Consider the following 20,778-nt stretch of genomic DNA (forward strand, 5'->3'; position numbering starts at 1 on the left):
AGAAGGATGACGAAGAAGGTTGAATATGATATGATTCTTTCGATTCATTTTAAATAAAGGTGGAGTGAGGCACTTGTTACATCAGTTTTCAAGAAATGAGCTTGCCATTGGCAAGGAAGGCTTAGATATATTAAAAAACAGTACAGTTGCAGTGCTTGGTGTGGGCGGCGTTGGTTCATTTGCAGTTGAGGCACTCGCTCGTTCAGGCGTTGGCCGTATTGTTCTTGTTGATAAAGATGATATTGATATTACAAATGTAAATCGTCAGCTGCCAGCATTGCTTTCAACAGTTGGTCAGCCAAAGGTTGACTTAATGCAGGCGAGAATCGCTGATATTAATCCAGAATGTGAAGTTGTTGCACTCAAGATGTTTTATACAGAGGAAACATATGAACAATTTTTTGAATATCCACTTGATTATGTCATCGATGCGTCAGATACGATTCACTATAAAATTCATTTAATGAAAGAGTGTCTGAAACGCAATGTGAACATCATTTCGAGTATGGGAGCTGCAAACAAAACAGATCCGACCCGCTTCAAAATTGATGACATTTCAAAAACACATACCGACCCAATTGCAAAAGTCGTGAGAACGCGTCTACGCAAAGAAGGGATTCGTAAAGGAATTGAAGTCATTTTCTCTGATGAAAGTCCGATTGTCATCCGCGAAGATGTCAGAAAAGAAGTTGGAAATGATGAAGCGAAGATTCGCAAGGCACAAATGCCGCCATCATCCAATGCCTTCGTCCCGTCTGTTGCAGGACTGATCATGGGTGGTCATGTCATTATGCAGCTTTTGAAAGATATTCCAATTACACGTGTGAAGGATAAATAAACAGCCCACCTGCTATTAGGCAGGGGGCTTTTTTTATTTTTGGCGTTTTAAATTCTCATATACCTGTTTTAGTGCGCCTTCAAATTTACCTGTTTGCTTTGGTTCATAGTATTGCTTGTTTTTCAGCGGATCAGGTAAGTATTGCTGCTTCACCCAGCCGTTTTCATAATCGTGTGGGTATAAGTAATCGACGCCTCTGCCAAGTGCTGTGGCTCCTTTGTAGTGAGCATCCTTTAAATGAACAGGGATTTCACCAATTTTCCCTGAACGAATGTCACCAAGTGCCGCATCGATCGCCTTATATGCTGAGTTGGATTTAGGAGAAAGACACAGTTCAATGACTGCGTTAGCCAGCGGAATTCGTGCTTCCGGGAAGCCGATTCTTTCTGCTGTTTGAACAGCGCTTAACACACGAGGGCCTGCCTGCGGACTAGCTAAGCCAATATCTTCGTAAGCGATCACGAGTAATCTCCTTGAAATGCTTTCGAGGTCCCCTGCTTCAATCAGTCTGGCAAGGTAATGCAGCGCCGCATCTGCGTCAGAGCCTCTAATGGATTTTTGAAAAGCCGAGAGGACATCATAATGAGCATCACCATTCTTATCATGTGAGAAGCTCTTTTTTTGTAAACATTCTTCTGCTGCGGCAAGAGTGATCATAATATGCCCAGCATCATCTGCTTTTGTCGATAAAACAGCTAGTTCTAACGCATTTAAAGCAGAGCGTACGTCCCCGCCGCATCCATTGGCAAAATGATTCATCGCTTCATCGTCCACTGTCACCTCATAACCGCCAAGTCCGCGATGTTCATCCTGTAACGCTCTTGTTAATGCAGCCTTGATTTGCTCTGTTTCAAGCGGTTTTAGCTCAAATATTTGTGCCCGGCTTCGGATGGCAGGGTTGATCGCATGATAGGGGTTAGCTGTCGTTGCGCCAATTAAAATGATCATGCCATTTTCTAAATAAGGAAGAAGAAAATCCTGCTTTCCTTTATCAAGCCTGTGAACCTCATCTAAAATGAGGATGACCTGGCCGCTCATTTTCGCTTCAGCAGCGACAGCTTCCATATCCTTTTTGTTATGAATGACCGCATTCAACGTCCGAAACGCAATGCTTGTACTGCCAGCGATCGCCGTCGCAATCGATGTTTTTCCGATGCCCGGCGGTCCGTATAAAATCATCGAGGATAAATGTTTTGCCTCGACCATTCGTCTAATAATTTGACCTTCTCCAACGAGATGCTCCTGCCCAATGATGTCTTCAATATGACTTGGGCGCATCCGGTACGCTAAAGGTTTCATGATTATCTCTCCTAAAGCAATGTCTTGTTTGTATAGAGTACCGAAATTTCTTCAAATAGAAAAGGGATGCGTCCTCCTAAAGCGCTCAGAACCGGCAAATGAAAGTTGGCTAAAAGTATGATATAATTGCTTTTGGTCTATATAAGCGTATATGAAATCAGAAAAATAATTGATGACATAGAAATAGAAAACGCAGAGGTGTTTAACTTGAAAATTTCTACTAAAGGCAGATATGGTCTGACGATCATGATCGAATTAGCCAAAAAACATGGCGAAGGCCCTACATCATTAAAATCAATCGCTCAAAACAATAATTTGTCTGAGCATTATTTAGAGCAGCTTGTATCACCACTTCGGAATGCCCGTCTGGTGAAAAGTATTCGCGGTGCATATGGCGGCTATGTTCTTGCACATGAACCAAACGAGATCACAGCCGGTGATATTATTCGTGTATTAGAAGGACCGATTAGTCCTGTCGAAGTCATTGAAAACGAAGAACCAGCAAAGCGTGCACTTTGGATTCGGATTCGTGATGCAGTAAAAGACGTACTGGACAATACAACTCTTGAAGACTTGGCAAGCTATAAAGATGACGAGGATCAAGAGGCGTATATGTTCTATATTTAGATCAGAGGTGTACCGGGAATGGAACGTATCTATTTAGATCATGCAGCCACAACGCCGATGGATCAGCGTATTGTGGACAAGATGATGCCTTACTTTACAGAGATATTTGGCAATCCCTCTAGCATTCATTCATATGGGCGCGAGGCAAGAAAGTGGCTCGATGAAGCAAGAGAAGTGATTGCAGGAGAATTACACTGTAAACCACAGGAGATCATCCTAACAAGTGGAGGAACAGAGGCGGACAACCTGGCGATTACAGGTGTGGCAATGGCAAGACAGCATGAAGGAAAACATATCATCACAGCAAAAACAGAGCATCATGCGGTGCTGCACACATGTGAACGCCTAGAGAAGCTAGGATTTGACGTGACATATTTAGATGTGGATGAAACTGGATTGATTCATCTTGAACAACTAAAACAAGCACTAAGAGGTGATACGATTCTTGTGACCATCATGTACGGCAATAATGAAACAGGTGTGATTCAGCCAATCAAAGACATTGGTGAGCTTTTACACAATCACACTGCTCATTTTCATACAGACGCCGTGCAGGCGTTTGGAACAATGCCAATCGATGTAGCAGACCTTCATATTGATCTCTTATCTGCTTCTGGCCATAAGCTAAATGGTCCAATGGGAACGGGCTTTTTATATGTAAACGAAGGCGTGAAACTTTCTCCGCAAATTTTCGGAGGAGAACAAGAAAGAAAACGCCGTGCTGGCACTGAAAATGTGGCAGGGATCGTCGGACTTGCAGAAGCTGTTCAATTAACGAAGCAAAATAGAAGAGAAAAAGCCATGCATTATGGTAAGCTCAAAGAAATCATGCTACAAGTATTCGAAGAGGAATCACTCGATTTCTCTATCAATGGGCACCCGGAAGAGACATTGCCGCACATTTTAAATGTTCATTTCCCAGGCGTTTCTATCGAATCGTTACTTGTGAATTTAGATATGGAAGGAATTGCTGTTTCAAGTGGGTCTGCATGTACGGCTGGATCCGTCCTTCCTTCACACGTGTTAAGCGCCATGTATGGCGAAGAAGCAGACAAGCTGACGTCCTCAGTCAGAATAAGCTTCGGTCTTGGGAATGAAGAGGATCATGTGAAGCAGGCGGCGCGCAAGATAGTAGCTGTTGTCAAACGCTTAGCCAAATAAACGTTCCTCTTTTGTTCGTGTGTGAAAAATGAAACAGCCAGGCACCTGAAGAACGAAACGCACATGCTGTTTCATTGAAAATGGAGTTGATGAAGATGACAAAAAGACCAGAAGACACAAGAGTTGTGGTCGGTATGTCCGGAGGAGTCGATTCATCAGTTGCTGCTCTTATGTTAAAGGAGCAAGGCTATGATGTAATCGGCATATTTATGAAAAACTGGGATGACACAGATGAAAATGGTGTATGTACAGCAACGGAGGACTATGAGGATGTCATCCGCGTATGCAACCAAATTGGAATCCCTTATTATGCAGTGAATTTCGAGAAGCAATATTGGGACAAAGTGTTTCAATATTTCCTTGATGAATATAAAGCGGGCAGAACGCCAAACCCAGATGTCATGTGCAACAAAGAAATTAAGTTCAAAGCGTTCCTTGAGCACGCATTGTCACTCGGTGCGGATTATTTAGCAACAGGTCACTATGCGCGCGTCGACAGAACTGGCGATGAAGTCAAAATGCTAAGAGGTCTTGATGCCAACAAAGACCAAACGTATTTCTTAAATCAGCTGACTCAGGAACAGCTTGATAAAGTCATGTTCCCAATCGGTGATCTAGAGAAAAAAAGGGTTCGTGAATTGGCAAAAGAAGCAGAGCTCGCAACAGCAACGAAAAAAGATTCAACGGGTATTTGCTTTATTGGAGAAAGAAACTTTAAAACGTTCCTTAGTCAATATTTGCCTGCACAGCCTGGCGTGATGCAGACGATGGACGGAGAAGTCAAAGGGGAGCATGATGGATTGATGTATTACACGATCGGTCAGCGCCAAGGTCTTGGCATTGGCGGCAGCGGTGATCCTTGGTTTGTCGTTGGAAAAGACTTGGAACAAAATATTCTGTTTGTCGAACAAGGTTTCCACAATCCACTTTTATATTCTGAAAGCATTTCAGCCGTCAATATTAGCTGGACTCGTCCTCATATTGTCGGTGAAAACGGTGAATTAATCTGCACAGCTAAATTCAGATACCGTCAAGAAGATCACCATGTGAAGGTGAAAATGACAGGTGAGCAAGAAGCGATGGTCATCTTTGATGAACCTGTTCGTGCTGTCACACCAGGACAAGCGGTTGTCTTTTATGAGGGCGACGAATGTCTCGGCGGCGGAACAATTGACGATGTCTTTAAGGACGGCCAAAAGCTGTCGTATGTGTAACATGTTTTCAAAACCTCAACGTCGCTGTTGAGGTTTTTTAATGAAAGGATGAGAGAGCGAATGAATCATAACGAAATCGGCATAGAAGCCTTAAATCAAGGGAACATCGAAAAAGCAGCAGAAGCTTTTACGAAAGCCATTGAAGAAAGCCCGAAAGACCCGGTTCCATATATTAACTTTGCGAACTTGCTTTCAAGCATCAATGAATTTGAACGTGCGTTAAACTTCTTTCAAAAAGCAATAGAGCTTGATCACGCCGCAGCTGCAGCCTATTACGGGGCAGGAAATGTCTACACATTAAAAGAAGACTTTATGAAAGCAAAAGACTATTTTGAACAAGCACTTCAAGCTGGGATGGAAAATAGTGATTTATTTTATATGCTGGGGCAAACGCTCATCAAATTAGAGCAGCCGAAGCTTGCGATGCCTTATCTTCAGCGTGCCATCGAACTGAATGAAGATGATAATGAAGCAAGGTTCCAATTTGGCATGTGCTTAGCCAATGAACAATTGCTGGAAGAAGCGGTGACGACCTTTACCGAGGTGATCGCGCGTGATCCGCAGCATGCAGATGCCTTTTATAATTTAGGGGTTGCGTATGCATACTTAGAGAAAAAAGACGAAGCACTTGAGATGCTAGGAAAAGCGATTGACGTGCAGCCTGACCATATGCTGGCACTACATGCGCAAAAGCTAATTCAAGAGGCAGAATAGACGGAAGGAGGGAAGACCTGTGCAGGAACATCCAGATCAAATGAAGCTTGAGGACGAACCATTTTTAAAGGGGACAGTTCAAGCCGTTATTTTCCATAATGAAAGTAATTTATACTCGGTGTTAAAGGTGAAAGTCATTGAAACATCGGAAAACTTAGAGGAAAAAACAGCATCTGTCACAGGCTACTTCCCAGCACTTCATGAGGAAGAAACTTACACCTTCTATGGCAAAGTCACAAGTCACCCGAAATTTGGTGAACAGTTTCAGGCGACTCATTTTCAAAAGGAAGTACCGACAACAAAGCAAGGAATCATTCATTATCTCTCAAGTGATTTATTCGAAGGGATAGGGAAAAAGACGGCGGAAGAAATTGTGGGGCAGCTTGGCAGTCAGACGCTTCATAAAATTATGCGTGACCCAGCTGTTTTGTATGACGTTCCGCGCTTATCAAAAAAGAAGGCAGATAAGCTGGCCGCAGCGCTCCAGGAGCATCAAGGATTGGAACAAATTATGATCAGCCTGAATCAATATGGCTTTGGTCCACAGCTCAGCATGAAGATATATCAAGTGTACGAGAGTGAGACGCTGCAGAAGATTGAAGAAAACCCTTATCAGCTCGTCAAGGATGTCGAAGGAATCGGATTTATTAAGGCGGATGAGCTTGGCGCTAGAACCGGTATCTCAGGAAATGACCCAGAGCGAATCCGTGCAGCCTTGCTTTATACAGTGGAGACAGCCAGCCTTCAGGACGGTCATACGTACATACAAACAAAGGATTTGATCGTCGAAACCCGAAAACTGCTCAATCAGACAGGCAATGAGTACAAAGTGACGGAAATGGACGTCGCCAATCAGATCATTGCACTTGGCGAAGGGAAAGAGATGATCATTGAAGATGAGCGCTGCTATCATCCGTCCTTATTTTATGCCGAGCAAAGTGTCGCCAAACGTATACAAAAAATCGTCTCCCAAACGGAATATGCAGACCAATTCCCTGAATCAGAATTCCTTCTAGCCCTTGGTGAGCTAGAGGAACGGCTGGGCGTCCAGTATGCACCGACACAAAAAGAAGCGATTCAAAAGGCGCTCATGTCCCCAATGCTGCTTTTAACAGGCGGACCTGGGACTGGGAAGACAACAGTCATTAAAGGGATTGTTGAGCTTTACAGCGATCTTCACGGTGTATCTCTTGATCCGAGTGATTACAAAAAAGATGAATCCTTTCCATTTGTGCTTGCGGCGCCAACTGGACGAGCAGCTAAACGAATGACAGAATCAACAGGGCTTCCAGCTGTGACGATTCACCGGCTGCTTGGTTGGAATGGGTCAGAGGGATTCTCGCATGATGAAGAACAGCCGATTGAAGGAAAGCTTGTCATTATTGATGAATCAAGCATGCTAGATATTTGGCTTGCGAATCACTTGTTTAAGGCCATTCCTGATCATATCCAAGTGATCATGGTGGGGGATGAACATCAGCTTCCGTCTGTCGGACCAGGCCAAGTGTTAAGAGACTTGCTTGCATCACAAGCTGTGCCAGCTGTTACCCTGAAAGATATTTACCGTCAGGCAGACGGCTCCAGCATTGTTGAGCTTGCACATGATATGAAAAATGGCGTCCTGCCAAAGGATATTACCGCACGTTCAAAGGATCGATCTTTCATAAAATGCTCAATTGATCAAATGAAAGAAGTGATTGAGAAAGTCGTCAGCAATGCTGCTCAAAAAGGCTATTCAGCTAAAGACATTCAAGTGCTTGCGCCCATGTATAGAGGAAAAGCAGGCATTAATGAGCTCAATAAAATGCTGCAGCACATTTTAAATCCTAAAAAACCAAAAGGCAGAGAAATCCCGTTTGGTGATGTGGTGTACCGGACCGGTGATAAAGTGCTTCAGCTTGTGAATCAGCCGGAGAACAATATTTTTAACGGTGATATTGGCGAAATTGTCTCGATTTTTTATGCGAAAGAAAACACGGAAAAAGAAGACATGGCTGTGATCTCCTTTGATGGGAATGAAATTACCTTTACAAAAAAGGATTTTCATCAATTTACACATGCCTATTGCTGCTCCATCCACAAATCACAAGGCAGTGAATTCCCCATCGTTGTGCTTCCAGTCGTGAGAAGCTACTATAGAATGCTTCGGCGAAATCTGCTGTACACAGCCATTACACGAAGTAAAAAGTTTTTAATTCTGTGCGGCGAGGAATCAGCACTGGAGTGGGGCGTGAAAAACAATGAGGATTCGCTCAGACAAACGTCCTTAACGATGCGGCTCGTGCAAACCGAAGAGGTTATGGATGCGGAGCTTGCAGCACTTCAAAAAGAACTGCCGTTTAGCGTGCATGATGCAAATATCGGTATGGAGGGAATCACTCCATTTGATTTTATGTATGAATAAAAGGCTTCCAGATGGGAGCCTTTTTTAGCATGAAAAGAAATCCTCATATTTCGTTCATGGAAGCCATTTCTTCGTATGAGTCTTGCAGTAAACGCACACGATAAGACTGTTCCGCAAAAGGTGGTTGAGCACATTTTGAGAACATGTCGAGAGCTTGAAGGAATGTCAATCTATACAGGTGAAACGTCTCATTCACTTGGTTCGATAAAAGATATTTGCTTATTAGCCGGAGGCAGCTGCGGAGGATATGTGTTAGATGGGAAAAAGAAAGACTGTGCACTCGTTCCATTCTCGGCTGGGGATCAGCTGACAGACAAAGGCTTATATGTGAGCTGCCTGGAGGGAATAGGCATGGATTCCTCCGCCCCATCCTTCTTATTTTCGAAATTGAAAAAGAAAATGATACAGTCGCCTGATGGTGAAAATTTAGGCATTTTGGAAGATGTATACTTTTGCACAAATTCGGGCACAATCGTAGCATATGAACTCTCGGACGGCTTCTTTACAGAGCTTTCAGGGATTCGAAAACAGCTTCAGGCTGCCGGAACCTTGATCAACGTTCAAAAGGAAGCACTTGTTCTAAACCGAACGTAAAGAGGTGCTGATTATGCTCATTTGCCCAAATTGCAAATGTAAAGACATCGGAAAAATTGGGGTCAATCAATATTATTGCTGGGGCTGTTTTATTGAATTGACGCTGTCAAAAGGCAAAATATCTACACACCAAGTGGAAGAAGACGGAACACTAAGCAGCTTAGATGATCTGTTTAGTGATGATGAACGTTCAATTCAACTATAAGTGTTAAGGGGGAATTTCGAATGGGCAAAATGACTTCTTCACTATTAACGCTTGGTGCAGGTGCACTCGCATATCACTTTGCAAGCCGATATGATATGCCATCAAAGCGGGATATGAAAAAGCTAAGAAAACGCGTTATGAGAATGATGTAAGCAAAAAGACATCCGCCAAAAGCCAAAAGCGGATGTCCTTTTTTATGCCTGCCTATATTCTAATCGGCGCGCGAGTAATGATAAGCTGAAATTGACGACAAAATACATCATCGCTGCTAATAGGAAAATGGGCAGTAAGTAAGATTGGCTCTGACCGTTTAATATTTGAGCGTGATGCAATAGCTCTGGAAGGGCAATGACAACAGCTAGTGACGTATCTTTTAAAAGAGAGATGAACTGACTAACAATTGGCGGTACCATACGGCGTAAAGCCTGCGGCATAATAATCATTTTTAACGTTTGGATATAGGTTAAACCAGAAGACCTAGCTGCTTCGATCTGCCCCTTATCAATTGATTTTAAACCGCTTCGAATAATTTCTGACAGCATCGCTGATTCAAATACGGTTAAAGCTGCAATAGCCGAGGCTGTAATGCTCAGCTTAATGCCGATTTCGGGCAGTGCAAAATATGTGAAAAAGATGATCAATAAGAGCGGCAGGTTTCGAATGGTTTCGACGACGACTGCAAGTATCTTTGATAAAACCGGAATCTGAGCGAACCGCAATGTGCCAATGACTAATCCAATGAGAAAGCTCAAAATGATGGAGATAAAAGCCACTTTTAAGGTGACAGCAAATCCTTCAAGTAAAAAGGCGAGATGATCAGGCTGGTAGGCACCTAGAAAATCCATGATGTTTCCTCCTTTCTAGTGGCTTCTTGCTAATCTTTTTTCTAAATAACCAACGCCTAAACTGAGCGGAATCGTTAATAGTAGATAGAACATGGCAACAAAGATGTAGACATCAAATGTCACAAATGTTCTAGAAGCGATGAGGTCTCCTTGATACATGAGATCAAACCCTGCAATGACACCTAAAATAGAGGAGTTTTTGACAAGATTAATAAATTGATTCCCAAGAGGGGGAATGACGATTTTAATCGCCTGCGGCAAAATGATATACCGCATCGTCCCGCCATAGGATAGACCTGAAGCACGGGCTGCTTCCATTTGTCCAAGCGGTACAGCTTGTATCCCTGCGCGAATGGCTTCAGCAATAAAGGCAGAGGTATAAATGGCAAGGGCAATTGTGCCAGCGGTGAAGCCATCTGCTACAATGCCTAGCACGGGTAATCCAAAGAAGAAGACAAATGTAATCAATAATAACGGAATATTCCGAACAAACTCCACGTAAGCCGTTCCTAACCAGTTGAGCGGCCTGAGTGGCGCAATTCTCATAATGGCAATGAGTGTACCGATCAAAAAGCTTCCAATCAAAGCAATGACACTTGCACCAATGGTATATTTAAAGCCTTCTACATAAAGATGAAAATTTTCAATAAGAATGGAAAACCGTAGCAATCAGTTCACTTCCTTCCTGATCAACAGGTGAGCCAATGAGAAGCTCACCCTGAGAGATCATTCTTCACACGTCAAACGGTTATTCTTTGATCCATTTTTGATGAATCTTGTCATACTCTCCATTGTCTTTTAAGGTTTTTAGGGCTTTATTGATCGCAGCTGTTAATTTCTGATCACCTTTTTTCACAGCAATACCATAAGGCTCATCTGTAAAGGTGCCGCCGACGACTTCGTAATTTGAATCCTCATCTGCCATACCAAATAAGATCGCATTATCAGTTGTCAGCACTTGCCCTTGGTTTGATTTTAAAGCTGTAAAAGCCTCCTGATAGTTCTCAAATTCTAATACAGACGCTTCAGGTGCTTTTTCGCGGATATTTTGAGAAGAAGTAGATCCTTTCACTGCAAGCACTTTCGTCCCTTTTTTAAGATCATCAATCGATTGAATGTCGCTTCCTTTTTTCACAAGCAATGATTGTCCTGCTTCAAAGTAAACATCTGAGAAATTGACTTCTTTTTTACGCTCTTCGGTAATCGTCATAGTTGCGACGATCGCATGAATATCTCCTTTTTGCAGTAGAGGAATTCTCGTTTTTGATGTCACTTCTTTGAATTCTGCTTTTCCTTCATCGCCGAGCATTTCCTTTGCGATGGCTTTTGCAATATCGATATCAAACCCTTCGATATCTCCGCTGCTAGGATTTTTTAGACCGAAGAGACGTGTATCATTCTTGACCCCGAATATGATTTTTTTGTCTTTTTGAATGGCTTCTAAAGAGCTTCCTTTTTTTGCATCAGTCGAGCCTTTTTCAGCAGATCCGCAAGCAGCCAATGCAGCAATACAGCAAGTCATAAAGAGTAGTAGGCCAAAGCGTTTCATTTTTTTCATCAAATCATTCCCCCTAGTGATTTAAAATACGGCTTAAAAAGAGCTGAGCGCGTTTCTCACGCGGTTTCTCATAAAATGCAGCCGGTGTTGACTCTTCAAGAACTCTGCCTTCATCAATAAAGACAATACGGTCGGCGACCTCTCGGGCAAATCCCATCTCATGTGTGACGACAACCATGGTCATTCCTTCTCGGGCGAGCTGCTTCATCACATCTAGTACCTCTCCGATCATCTCTGGGTCAAGAGCCGATGTCGGTTCGTCGAACAGCATGACCTCTGGCTTCATCGCAAGCCCTCTTGCAATCGCAACACGCTGCTGCTGTCCGCCTGAGAGTCTTGAAGGGTAGGCGTCCGCTTTATCAGGAATGCCGACTTTATGTAAATAAAATTCGGCTGTTTCCCTCGCTTCTTCCTTGCTCACCTTTTTCACCTTCATTGGGGCAAGCATAATGTTTTCAAGCACCGTCTTATGCGGGTAGAGGTGAAAATGCTGAAACACCATCCCAATATTTTGCCTGACAAGATTGATGTTGGTCTTCGGATGCTGAACAGGCACTTCGTTGACGAGTACCTTTCCCTCATCAATGCTTTCAAGACGATTGATGCATCTGAGCATCGTGCTTTTACCTGATCCTGAAGGACCGATGATCACGACAACCTCACCTTTTTGAATATGTAGGTTAATGTCTTTCAGTACATGGAACTGGCCATAATGCTTGTTGACTTCTTCGAATGTGATCATGAAGAACCTCCTCTTGTACATGATGGAATATTCAGTGTAGACATTTTAGTGACTTTGGATGGAGCTGTATGTTTCATGTGTATTCATTTTTAACAAAGTTAGGACAAATTTTATTTACATGGATAATTACAGAAGATGGATAAACAATAAGAAAAGAGGTGAAAAAGGTGAAGAAACGTCCGATCCAATTTCTGATATATGCCGCAGGGGTCCTGCTTGTCCTTGCATCCTTGCTCATTTTACTGCAGCTCGACGAGTTATGGATGCCTATTTTTTTGTTGTTAAAGGCGGTTCTAATTCCGCTGCTCATTGCCATTTTTATTTCTTATCTGCTTTATCCGATAGTGGAAAAATTGCACGCGGGGGGCTTGCCAAGGACTGTTAGTCTCTTATTGATTTATGTACTGTTTTTTGGCGGGATTGGGCTTGCGGTTTATAAAGGAGCGCCTGTCATGATCAAGCAGTTAAATGAGCTGTCAGAACAAATTCCTGTACTTGCGGAAACGTATAATGGCGCTTTATCACATATTCATCATCATACAAACCATTGGCCCGACGGACTTCACGACCGCTTGGATCGCTTAATTGTTCAATCGGAGACATATGCAGCTAACGGCGCGGAGCGAATGATTCTTAGCTGTAAAGTATTACTTGATTACGCATTAGTTGCAGCGCTCATTCCTTTTCTTGTTTTTTATATGGTGAAGGACATGAATACGATGAAGCGGGCTGCATGGTATTTGACGCCGCCATCATTTCGGAAGAGGGGACATGCGTTTGTGAAGGCAGTTGATGAATCGCTTGGTAATTATATTAGAGGGCAGCTGCTTGTCTGTTCATTAATTGGAGGTGCAGCAGCCATTGTGCTTTGGCTGTTTCATATCCCGTATCCGCTTGTCCTAGGTATGCTGATTGGCGCAACGAATGTCATTCCGTATTTTGGACCGATTATCGGTGCGGTTCCCGCTGTCTTTATTGCGTTTACCATCTCGGTTAAATCGGTTATGATTGTGCTGATTACAGTAGCGGTGCTGCAATTTTTAGAAAGCAACGTCCTCAGCCCGATCATCGTAGGAAGAAGTCTTCATATGCATCCTGTCGTCATTATGCTTGTCTTGCTAGCAGGAGGAGAGTTATTTGGTTTAATAGGCATGATTTTAGCCGTACCAACTGCCGCTATCATCAGAGTGATCATTGTGCAATATATCCTCATGAGACGAAGCGTTCATTGACAAGAGAAGCCGAGTTGTCTATAATAATTTCGATTCATACTACATATTGAATTCAATGAAGGACCCGAGTACGTTAAAAAGCTGTTGCAGAGAGAGGCTTTATTTTGCTGAGAAAAGCCTTATCAGACCTTTAACGGAAGCTAGTCCCGAGTGCAGATAAACACTGCCGCTCTCTTCCGGCGTTATCGGATGTGAAGGTGATAGACGGAATAGGTCTATAATCAGGGTGGTACCGCGAGAGCATCTCGTCCCTGTGTAAGTCGTTTTGTGCTTGCATAGGGCGGGATGTTTTTTCGTTTGTGTGGAGATTGATGAATGATAAGGGAGGATTTTTTGAATGAAAATTTTAACTTCAGCTCAAGTACGCCAAATGTTTTTAGACTTTTTTAAAGAAAAAGGACATGCTGTAGAACCGAGTGCATCACTCGTACCGCATGATGATCCGACACTTTTGTGGATCAACAGCGGCGTGGCAACATTAAAGAAATACTTTGATGGCCGCGTCGTACCTGAAAATCCGCGTATTTGCAACGCGCAAAAATCGATTCGTACAAATGATATTGAAAACGTAGGAAAAACGGCACGCCATCATACGTTCTTTGAAATGCTCGGCAACTTCTCTATTGGTGATTATTTTAAAGAAGAAGCGATCGAATGGGCGTGGGAATTCCTCACAAGTGACGAGTGGATTGGTTTTGACCCGAATTTGTTATCTGTCACTGTCCATCCAGAGGACGAAGAAGCGTATGTTCTATGGAGAGATAAAATCGGTGTACCTGAAGAACGTATTATTCGCCTTGAAGGCAACTTCTGGGATATTGGCGAGGGCCCAAGTGGACCGAATACAGAAATTTTCTATGACCGTGGTGAATCGTACGGTGACGACATGAACGATCCAGAATTATATCCTGGTGGAGAAAATGAGCGTTATCTAGAAGTGTGGAACCTAGTGTTCTCTGAATTTAACCATAATCCAGATGGGTCATACACGCCGCTGCCGAAGAAAAACATTGATACAGGGATGGGTCTTGAACGAATGGTATCTGTCATTCAAAACGTGCCTACGAACTTCGATACAGACCTATTCATGCCAATTATTCGTGCAGTTGAGACCATTTCTGGAGAAAGCTATGGCGAGACAAAGGAAAAGGATACAGCATTCAAAGTCATTGCGGACCACATCCGGACGGTTGCCTTTGCAGTAAGTGATGGAGCGCTTCCTTCCAATGAAGGCCGCGGGTATGTGTTAAGACGTTTGCTTCGCCGTGCCGTGCGTTATGCAAAAACCATTCACATCCATCGCCCGTTTATGTTTGACCTAGTTCCAGTTGTGGCGGAAATCATGAAGGATTTCTACCCAGATGTACAAGCGAAAGAAGAATTTATTGCGAAAGTCATCAAGAATGAAGAAGAACGCTTCCATGAAACACTGAACGAAGGCTTAGCTATTTTGTCAGAAGTCATCAAAAAAGAAAGAGACAAAGGCAGCACACAGATTTCAGGTGAAGATGTATTTAAGCTGTATGACACGTATGGATTCCCTGTCGAGCTCACAGAAGAATACGCAGAAGATGAGAACATGACAGTGGATCGAGAAGGCTTCCAGGCTGAGATGGAGAAGCAGCGTGAACGTGCAAGAAATGCGAGACAAGATGTCGGCAGTATGCAGGTTCAAGGTGGCGCTTTAGGAGATATTAAAGTAGAAAGCACATTTGTTGGCTACGAAAATCTAACGGCAGATGCCCGTATCGTCGAATTGCTTCAAAATGGTGAAATTGTTACAGAAGCACATGAAGGCGATATAGTACAAATTTTGTTAGATGAAACACCTTTCTATGCGGAAAGCGGCGGACAAGTGGCTGATAAAGGGACATTGAAAAGCGCTGAAGTGAACATTGACATCAAAGATGTGAAAAAGGCGCCAAATGGTCAGCATGTTCATGAAGGAGTAGTCGTAAGCGGTACAGCCAAAAAAGGACTTGAAGTCACTGCGGAAGTGGAATCAGCTCTTCGAAAAGGCATTGTGAAAAACCATACAGCGACACATCTTTTGCATCAGGCGCTAAAAGACGTTTTGGGCAGCCACGTGAACCAGGCAGGATCATTGGTGAATGAAAATAGACTTCGCTTTGACTTCTCTCACTTTGGACAAGTCACAAAAGAAGAATTGTCACAGATTGAAAAAATCGTGAACGAAAAGATCTGGGAAGGCATCTCTGTTGCTATTGACCTGAAGCCGATTGCTGATGCAAAAGAAATGGGTGCAATGGCGCTCTTTGGCGAGAAGTATGGTGATATTGTCCGAGTTGTCCAAGTAGGCGATTACAGCATCGAGCTATGCGGCGGCTGTCATGTGCAAAATACTGCGGAAATCGGGTTGTTTAAAATTGCATCTGAATCGGGTATTGGTGCTGGAACACGCCGGATTGAGGCGGTGACTGGTAAAGGAGCATACGAAGAATTAAATGACCAGCTGACGATTTTAGAGCAGGCAGCGAGTGAGCTGAAGTCAAATACGAAGGATGTACCAAAACGTATCGCTTCATTGCAGGCAGATTTAAAAGAGGTTCAAAGAGAAAACGAATCTCTTCTTGCAAAATTAAGCCAGGCTGAAGCAGGCTCTATTTTAGAGAAAGTGACAGAAATCGGCGGAGTAAAAGTGTTAACTGAAAAAGTAAACGCGAAAGACATGAACCATTTAAGAACAATGGTTGATGACTTAAAAGCCAAATTAGGATCAGCTGTCATTGTGCTCGGAGCCGTTCAAAACGGAAAAGTAAACATTTCAGCAGGAGTGACAAAAGACGTCATCGAAAAAGGTCTGCATGCAGGGAAACTTGTGAAACAGGCAGCTGAAATCTGCGGCGGAGGCGGAGGCGGACGCCCAGACATGGCACAAGCAGGCGGAAAACAACCGGAAAAGCTAGAAGAAGCACTGGCAATTGTCGAAGAATCTGTCAAATCCGTTTTATAATCAGGCGATGTAGTGTAGAATAATGGTATTAGATGAGCGGTTAGAAAAAAGCTTGCTAGTAGAATGTTGGAAGAGAGGTGCAAGAAGCAGTGAGTTCATTTGATAAGACAATGAAGTTTAACTTCTCTGATGATTCAGCTGAAACCAATGTGAATGAAGTGCTCATTAAAGTACATGACGCACTCCAAGAAAAAGGATACAACCCGATCAATCAAATTGTCGGATACTTGCTGTCAGGCGACCCTGCTTATATTCCAAGACATCAGGATGCTCGCAACCTAATTCGTAAACTAGAACGAGACGAATTAATTGAGGAATTGGTTAAATCGTACTTAGAGACACATAAAGAGGCGTAAAACATGAGAATTTTAGGCTTAGATTTAGGCACGAAAACCCTTGGTGTTGCGATCAGTGATGAAATGGGCTGGACAGCGCAAGGGATTGAAACAATTAAAATTGATGAAGCAGGCGGAGACTTCGGTCTCAGCCGCCTGTCCGAAATCGTCTCGCAATATGGAACGGATAAAATTGTACTTGGTTTTCCAAAAAATATGAACGGTACGGTCGGTCCTAGAGGCGAAGCCAGCCAATCATTTGCGAAAGTGTTAGAAAACACGTACAATGTTCCTGTTGTGCTTTGGGACGAGCGCCTGTCGACAATGGCAGCGGAAAAAATGCTCATCTCTGCAGATGTGAGCAGACAAAAGCGTAAAAAAGTCATTGATAAAATGGCGGCTGTTATGATCCTGCAAGGGTACTTAGACAGCTTAAATTAAAATGAGGTGAATCAAATGGAACACGGAGAAAAGCAAATTACAATCGTTGATGATAATGGAAATGAACAGCTTTGCGAAGTACTATTTACTTTTGAAAGCGACCATTTTAACAAATCATATGTTCTTTACTACCCAATTTCTGAGCAAGACAATGAAGAAATTGAAATTCATGCATCAAGCTTCACGCCGAACGAAAACGGTGAAGATGGCGAGCTAGAGCCTATTGAAACGGATGAAGAGTGGGACATGATTGAAGAAACGTTAAATACGTTCTTAGATCAAGAAGAAGACGAAGAATAGAACGAATAAAAGGCCTGTGAACGGATCTTAGTGATCTTTCTTCACAGGTCTTTTTTTACGATCAATATGTTAACTTTATTTTATTTTTTGTTGACATAATAAGTCGTACCTTTTACTCTATTTTTAACAATGAATTGAGTGAGGGGTATGAATATTGAAAATCCAAGACATGATGCAAATGGCGCTAATGACTGCGGTTATCGGGATGTTAGGATTGATCCCGCCGATTTTACTTACGTTTACACCTGTACCCATCACATTGCAAACGGCAGGTCTTTTGCTTGCTGGGGGTCTGTTAAAGCCAAAACATGCACTGATCAGTTTACTTCTGTTTCTTTTGGTTGTGGCAGCAGGCGCACCTCTTTTGTCAGGTGGGAGAGGCGGAATAGGGGTCTTTTTTGGTCCAAGCGGTGGATTTTTACTTGCCTATCCAGTAGCTGCCCTCATGATTAGTTTGTGGATCAACCGACTAAAAAAAGTGACCGCTCTGCGTCTTTTTATGATCTATGCGGTATGCAGTATCGGAATTTTGTATGTATGCGGCATTCCTTTTCAAGCGATGATGATGGATATCAAGGTCACTCAGGCAGCTCTTCTTAGTCTGATTTATATTCCAGGTGATTTCATCAAAGCGGGCATATGTGCCGTTCTCACGGTGAAAATCATTTCGGCCATGTCATATCGAAAAAGGGATGTGCGTAAAGGGAGGCGTGCAGTTTGAATAGAATAACGGAATGCTATGCATCACATGCAGAAATGAACCCAGATCATATCGCCATGATTGATGGACAAGAAAGGATCACTTATCAAGATTGGTATGAGCGTGTCCGGCTATCAGCGCAATGGTTACAACAAACGGCTCATGAGCAAAAAAGAGTCGCTTTTTTATTATCAAATGGTGCTTCTTTTCTCCAAATATTTGCTGGCGCTGCTTATGCAGGGTGGACAGCTATCCCGCTTGATCCGAGATGGAGCCATGAAGAATGTGTAGAAAAGCTTTTGTTAAGTGAGGCAGCTCTCGTCATTATCGAGGATCGATATTTAAATAGATTTGAAAAGTACAGCGAAGACATGCAGGTTCTTTCTTTATCTGAATGGAAGGAAAAAATGAGCCTCATCACACAAGGTCCATTTAACAAATGCGACAGCGAGATCGACCCTATCTTTTATATGGGATTTACGTCAGGATCAACGGGTTCGCCTAAGGCCTTTATCAGGCGTCAGCAGTCATGGATCGAAAGCTTTCGAACGACAGCCGGTACATTTGGAATCACTCATCAAGATCATGTTCTGATAGCAGGTACACTCTTATCCTCTCACTTTTTATATGGTGCCATCAGTACATTATACTTTGGCGGCACAGTGACGCTTTTAGAAAAATTTACGCCAGTGAAAGCGAAAAAAACCTTACAGACAGGAGACATTACTGTGATGTATACTGTCCCGACAATGACAGAATCGTTGCTGGAAATAGACGCTTTTGCGAGAGACAATTCGCTTCTTGTCATATCATCTGGAGCAGATTGGGGCATTCCTTCAAAGAAACAACTCGTGACCAACTATCCGCATGTGACATTTTTTGATTTTTACGGCACATCAGAGCTAAGCTTTGTTTCCTACTTATCTTCAAATGACTTTCTACAAAAGCCTTCTTCTGTCGGACGGCCTTTCTCTCCCATTCAAATTGAAGTGAGGCGAGCTGATCAAACTGTCTGCCAGCCAAATGAGACAGGAAGAATTTATGTGAAGAGCCCGATGTCTTTTGCAGGCTACTTACATGAGGTGAAACCGCCGGAAGAGTGGATAACCGTTTATGATATGGGCTGGCTGGATGAAGACGGCTATTTGTATATGAGCGGCCGTGAAAATGGCATGATCGTCTATGGAGGGCTGAATATTTTTCCAGAGGAAATTGAGCGTGTGCTAAATGAACAGCCAGAGGTGAAGCGATCGGTTGTAGTTGGCGTTCCTGACCCATATTGGGGTGAAATTCCTGTTGCCATTATTGAACAAGGACAGCACACAAAGACGGTTCGGCAAGCTGTCAAAGAAAAACTTGCGGCCTACAAGGTGCCTAAAAAATGGCTTGTCATTGATCAAATAATTGAAACATCCGGCGGAAAAATAGCACGTGCCAGCATGAAAAAGTGGGCGGAGGAACAATTGTCATGCAAGCAGTAATCGTACAAGCAAAACGGACACCCTTCGGTGATAAAAACGGGATGCTGAAGGATTATCGTCCAGAGCAATTAGCTGCGCCTCTTATTCAGTATTTGTCTAAAGGGATGACACCGGACGACATCATATTAGGAAATGTTGTAGGAGGCGGCGGAAATATGGCCCGTCTGTCCTCATTAGAAGCAGGGCTTTCTTTAGGAGTGCCCGGTATGACGGTTGATAGGCAGTGTGCCTCTGGTCTAGAAGCAATCCGAACAGCTTGCGTCATGGTTCGATCAGGGGAAGGCTCAATGTATATCGCTGGCGGGACTGAGAGCATATCCAGATCACCAATGAAAGAAAGAGCACGCTTTTCTCCGGAGTGGATAGGAGATCCGTCTATGGGAGAAGCAGCAGAGCTAACGGCTTCTAGATTTTCCGTCACAAGAAAAGAACAAGATGACTATGCACTTTTAAGCTGGGAAAGAAGTATAGACGCAATCAAACGTGGTACATATTCTGAAGAAATCGTTTCGATTGACGGACTGAGCATAGATGAAGCGGCCGCGAAAATAAGACCGATGGCGAAACTGATCCAGCGGGCAAAGCCTATATTTTCACCGGGAAAAGGATCTGTGACTGCCGCCAATAGCTGCAAAGAAGCAGATGGTGCAGCAGCGGTCGTTGTGATGGAAAGAGCGCTAGCGGAGGCGAATGGATTTCAGCCAATGCTGCGATATGCCGGAAGTGCTGTGGCGGCGATGCATCCCGATTTTCCAGCTGCTGCGCCGATTGATGCGATGAAGAAACTTCTAGATCAAGAGAAAATCAAGACAGAGGATGTCGCACTGTTTGAAATCAATGAAGCTTTTGCTCTGAAAATAGCGCTGATTGCTCGTACGCTGGATATTCCTTATGACCGAATCAATAAAAGAGGCGGTGCACTTTGTCTTGGGCATCCATATAGCGCATCGGGCGCTGCGATGATGGTGAGACTATTTTATGAAGCGCGCACCTTACAGAATGGAAGCTATGTCATGGCTGCTATTGGGAGCGGTGGCGGCGTTGGTTTAGCCGTATTATGTCAAGTTCTGTCATGACATGCATGAGCAAGTAATTGCCGAACTCCGTCGAATCA

At 43.4% G+C, this 20,778-nt stretch carries 22 protein-coding genes and 1 other annotated feature; of the genes, 17 read left to right on the plus strand and 5 right to left on the minus strand.

The annotated features are described in order from the left end of the window. Nucleotides 1-73 precede the first annotated feature (73 nt). Nucleotides 74-838, plus strand: a complete 765-nt coding sequence (locus tag QRN39_RS07925) for a tRNA threonylcarbamoyladenosine dehydratase (protein ID WP_044140034.1) — start codon at nt 74-76, stop codon at nt 836-838. Nucleotides 839-871: 33 nt separating this feature from the next. On the opposite strand, the gene QRN39_RS07930 is transcribed toward QRN39_RS07925, so the two are convergent. Beyond that, nucleotides 872-2,137 carry a replication-associated recombination protein A gene (locus QRN39_RS07930; protein ID WP_284906810.1) on the minus strand — a complete coding sequence of 422 codons (1,266 nt, stop codon included), beginning with the start codon at nt 2,135-2,137 and terminating at the stop codon, nt 872-874. A 207-nt stretch (nt 2,138-2,344) separates the two neighbouring features. Here QRN39_RS07930 and cymR point away from each other — a divergent pair, with 207 nt between their 5' ends. The 8 genes from cymR (at nt 2,345) to QRN39_RS07970 (ending at nt 9,208) form a co-directional block, all read left to right on the plus strand. Continuing rightward, nucleotides 2,345-2,764: a cysteine metabolism transcriptional regulator CymR gene (cymR, locus tag QRN39_RS07935; RefSeq protein ID WP_034620651.1), complete on the plus strand. Its 420-nt coding sequence runs from the start codon at nt 2,345-2,347 to the stop codon at nt 2,762-2,764. An 18-nt stretch (nt 2,765-2,782) separates the two neighbouring features. After that, complete coding sequence (locus QRN39_RS07940) at nt 2,783-3,925, plus strand: cysteine desulfurase family protein (RefSeq protein WP_106029090.1); 1,143 nt, start codon at nt 2,783-2,785, stop codon at nt 3,923-3,925. A 95-nt stretch (nt 3,926-4,020) separates the two neighbouring features. Further along, complete coding sequence (gene mnmA, locus QRN39_RS07945) at nt 4,021-5,139, plus strand: tRNA 2-thiouridine(34) synthase MnmA (RefSeq protein ID WP_284906811.1); 1,119 nt, start codon at nt 4,021-4,023, stop codon at nt 5,137-5,139. Nucleotides 5,140-5,199: 60 nt separating this feature from the next. Further along, complete coding sequence (locus QRN39_RS07950; protein WP_003216571.1) at nt 5,200-5,853, plus strand: tetratricopeptide repeat protein; 654 nt, start codon at nt 5,200-5,202, stop codon at nt 5,851-5,853. A gap of 19 nt (nt 5,854-5,872) precedes the next feature. Continuing rightward, complete coding sequence (gene recD2, locus QRN39_RS07955) at nt 5,873-8,257, plus strand: SF1B family DNA helicase RecD2 (RefSeq protein WP_284906812.1); 2,385 nt, start codon at nt 5,873-5,875, stop codon at nt 8,255-8,257. Nucleotides 8,258-8,332: 75 nt separating this feature from the next. Further along, complete coding sequence (locus tag QRN39_RS07960; protein WP_284906813.1) at nt 8,333-8,851, plus strand: PRC-barrel domain-containing protein; 519 nt, start codon at nt 8,333-8,335, stop codon at nt 8,849-8,851. A 13-nt stretch (nt 8,852-8,864) separates the two neighbouring features. Next, the gene (locus QRN39_RS07965) at nt 8,865-9,056 is read left to right on the plus strand and encodes a hypothetical protein (protein WP_003216308.1); all 192 of its coding nucleotides are present in this window, start codon (nt 8,865-8,867) and stop codon (nt 9,054-9,056) included. Between the two features lie 20 nt (nt 9,057-9,076). After that, complete coding sequence (locus tag QRN39_RS07970; protein ID WP_003216198.1) at nt 9,077-9,208, plus strand: YrzQ family protein; 132 nt, start codon at nt 9,077-9,079, stop codon at nt 9,206-9,208. A gap of 42 nt (nt 9,209-9,250) precedes the next feature. Here QRN39_RS07970 and QRN39_RS07975 read toward each other — a convergent pair whose 3' ends face one another. From QRN39_RS07975 to QRN39_RS07990, 4 genes are all read right to left on the minus strand, one after another. Then, nucleotides 9,251-9,901 carry an amino acid ABC transporter permease gene (locus QRN39_RS07975; RefSeq protein ID WP_003216394.1) on the minus strand — a complete coding sequence of 217 codons (651 nt, stop codon included), beginning with the start codon at nt 9,899-9,901 and terminating at the stop codon, nt 9,251-9,253. A gap of 15 nt (nt 9,902-9,916) precedes the next feature. Then, nucleotides 9,917-10,570, minus strand: coding sequence for an amino acid ABC transporter permease (locus QRN39_RS07980; RefSeq protein ID WP_003216507.1), 654 nt, complete (start codon nt 10,568-10,570; stop codon nt 9,917-9,919). Nucleotides 10,571-10,649: 79 nt separating this feature from the next. Further along, the gene (locus QRN39_RS07985) at nt 10,650-11,459 is read right to left on the minus strand and encodes a transporter substrate-binding domain-containing protein (protein ID WP_284906814.1); all 810 of its coding nucleotides are present in this window, start codon (nt 11,457-11,459) and stop codon (nt 10,650-10,652) included. A 13-nt stretch (nt 11,460-11,472) separates the two neighbouring features. Beyond that, nucleotides 11,473-12,201, minus strand: a complete 729-nt coding sequence (locus QRN39_RS07990) for an amino acid ABC transporter ATP-binding protein (RefSeq protein WP_050943677.1) — start codon at nt 12,199-12,201, stop codon at nt 11,473-11,475. A 167-nt stretch (nt 12,202-12,368) separates the two neighbouring features. Here QRN39_RS07990 and QRN39_RS07995 point away from each other — a divergent pair, with 167 nt between their 5' ends. The 8 genes from QRN39_RS07995 (at nt 12,369) to QRN39_RS08030 (ending at nt 20,740) form a co-directional block, all read left to right on the plus strand. Beyond that, the gene (locus QRN39_RS07995; RefSeq protein WP_106032665.1) at nt 12,369-13,433 is read left to right on the plus strand and encodes an AI-2E family transporter; all 1,065 of its coding nucleotides are present in this window, start codon (nt 12,369-12,371) and stop codon (nt 13,431-13,433) included. A 46-nt stretch (nt 13,434-13,479) separates the two neighbouring features. Beyond that, nucleotides 13,480-13,689: a binding site (T-box leader), on the plus strand. Between the two features lie 81 nt (nt 13,690-13,770). After that, complete coding sequence (gene alaS, locus QRN39_RS08000) at nt 13,771-16,407, plus strand: alanine--tRNA ligase (protein ID WP_284906815.1); 2,637 nt, start codon at nt 13,771-13,773, stop codon at nt 16,405-16,407. Nucleotides 16,408-16,496: 89 nt separating this feature from the next. Next, nucleotides 16,497-16,763 carry an IreB family regulatory phosphoprotein gene (locus QRN39_RS08005; protein WP_034620648.1) on the plus strand — a complete coding sequence of 89 codons (267 nt, stop codon included), beginning with the start codon at nt 16,497-16,499 and terminating at the stop codon, nt 16,761-16,763. Nucleotides 16,764-16,766: 3 nt separating this feature from the next. Further along, nucleotides 16,767-17,183 carry a Holliday junction resolvase RuvX gene (gene ruvX / locus QRN39_RS08010; RefSeq protein ID WP_003216519.1) on the plus strand — a complete coding sequence of 139 codons (417 nt, stop codon included), beginning with the start codon at nt 16,767-16,769 and terminating at the stop codon, nt 17,181-17,183. Between the two features lie 15 nt (nt 17,184-17,198). Further along, complete coding sequence (locus QRN39_RS08015; RefSeq protein WP_003216483.1) at nt 17,199-17,483, plus strand: DUF1292 domain-containing protein; 285 nt, start codon at nt 17,199-17,201, stop codon at nt 17,481-17,483. Between the two features lie 154 nt (nt 17,484-17,637). Beyond that, entirely contained in the window at nt 17,638-18,204 is a 567-nt protein-coding gene (locus QRN39_RS08020) for a biotin transporter BioY (protein WP_284906817.1), read from the plus strand. Beyond that, nucleotides 18,201-19,664 (plus strand): acyl-CoA synthetase, encoded by a 1,464-nt coding sequence (locus QRN39_RS08025; protein ID WP_284906818.1) that lies wholly within the window; start codon nt 18,201-18,203, stop codon nt 19,662-19,664. Before QRN39_RS08020 ends, QRN39_RS08025 begins: the two co-directional genes overlap by 4 nt. Beyond that, on the plus strand, nt 19,652-20,740 hold the full coding sequence (locus QRN39_RS08030) for an acetyl-CoA C-acyltransferase (RefSeq protein ID WP_284906819.1): 1,089 nt from the start codon (nt 19,652-19,654) through the stop codon (nt 20,738-20,740). The genes QRN39_RS08025 and QRN39_RS08030 overlap by 13 nt, the downstream gene beginning before the upstream one ends. Nucleotides 20,741-20,778 lie beyond the last annotated feature (38 nt).

This window comes from Bacillus sp. lyk4-R2A-2 (genome assembly GCF_030209735.1).
Lineage (GTDB): Bacteria > Bacillota > Bacilli > Bacillales > Bacillaceae > Bacillus > Bacillus pumilus.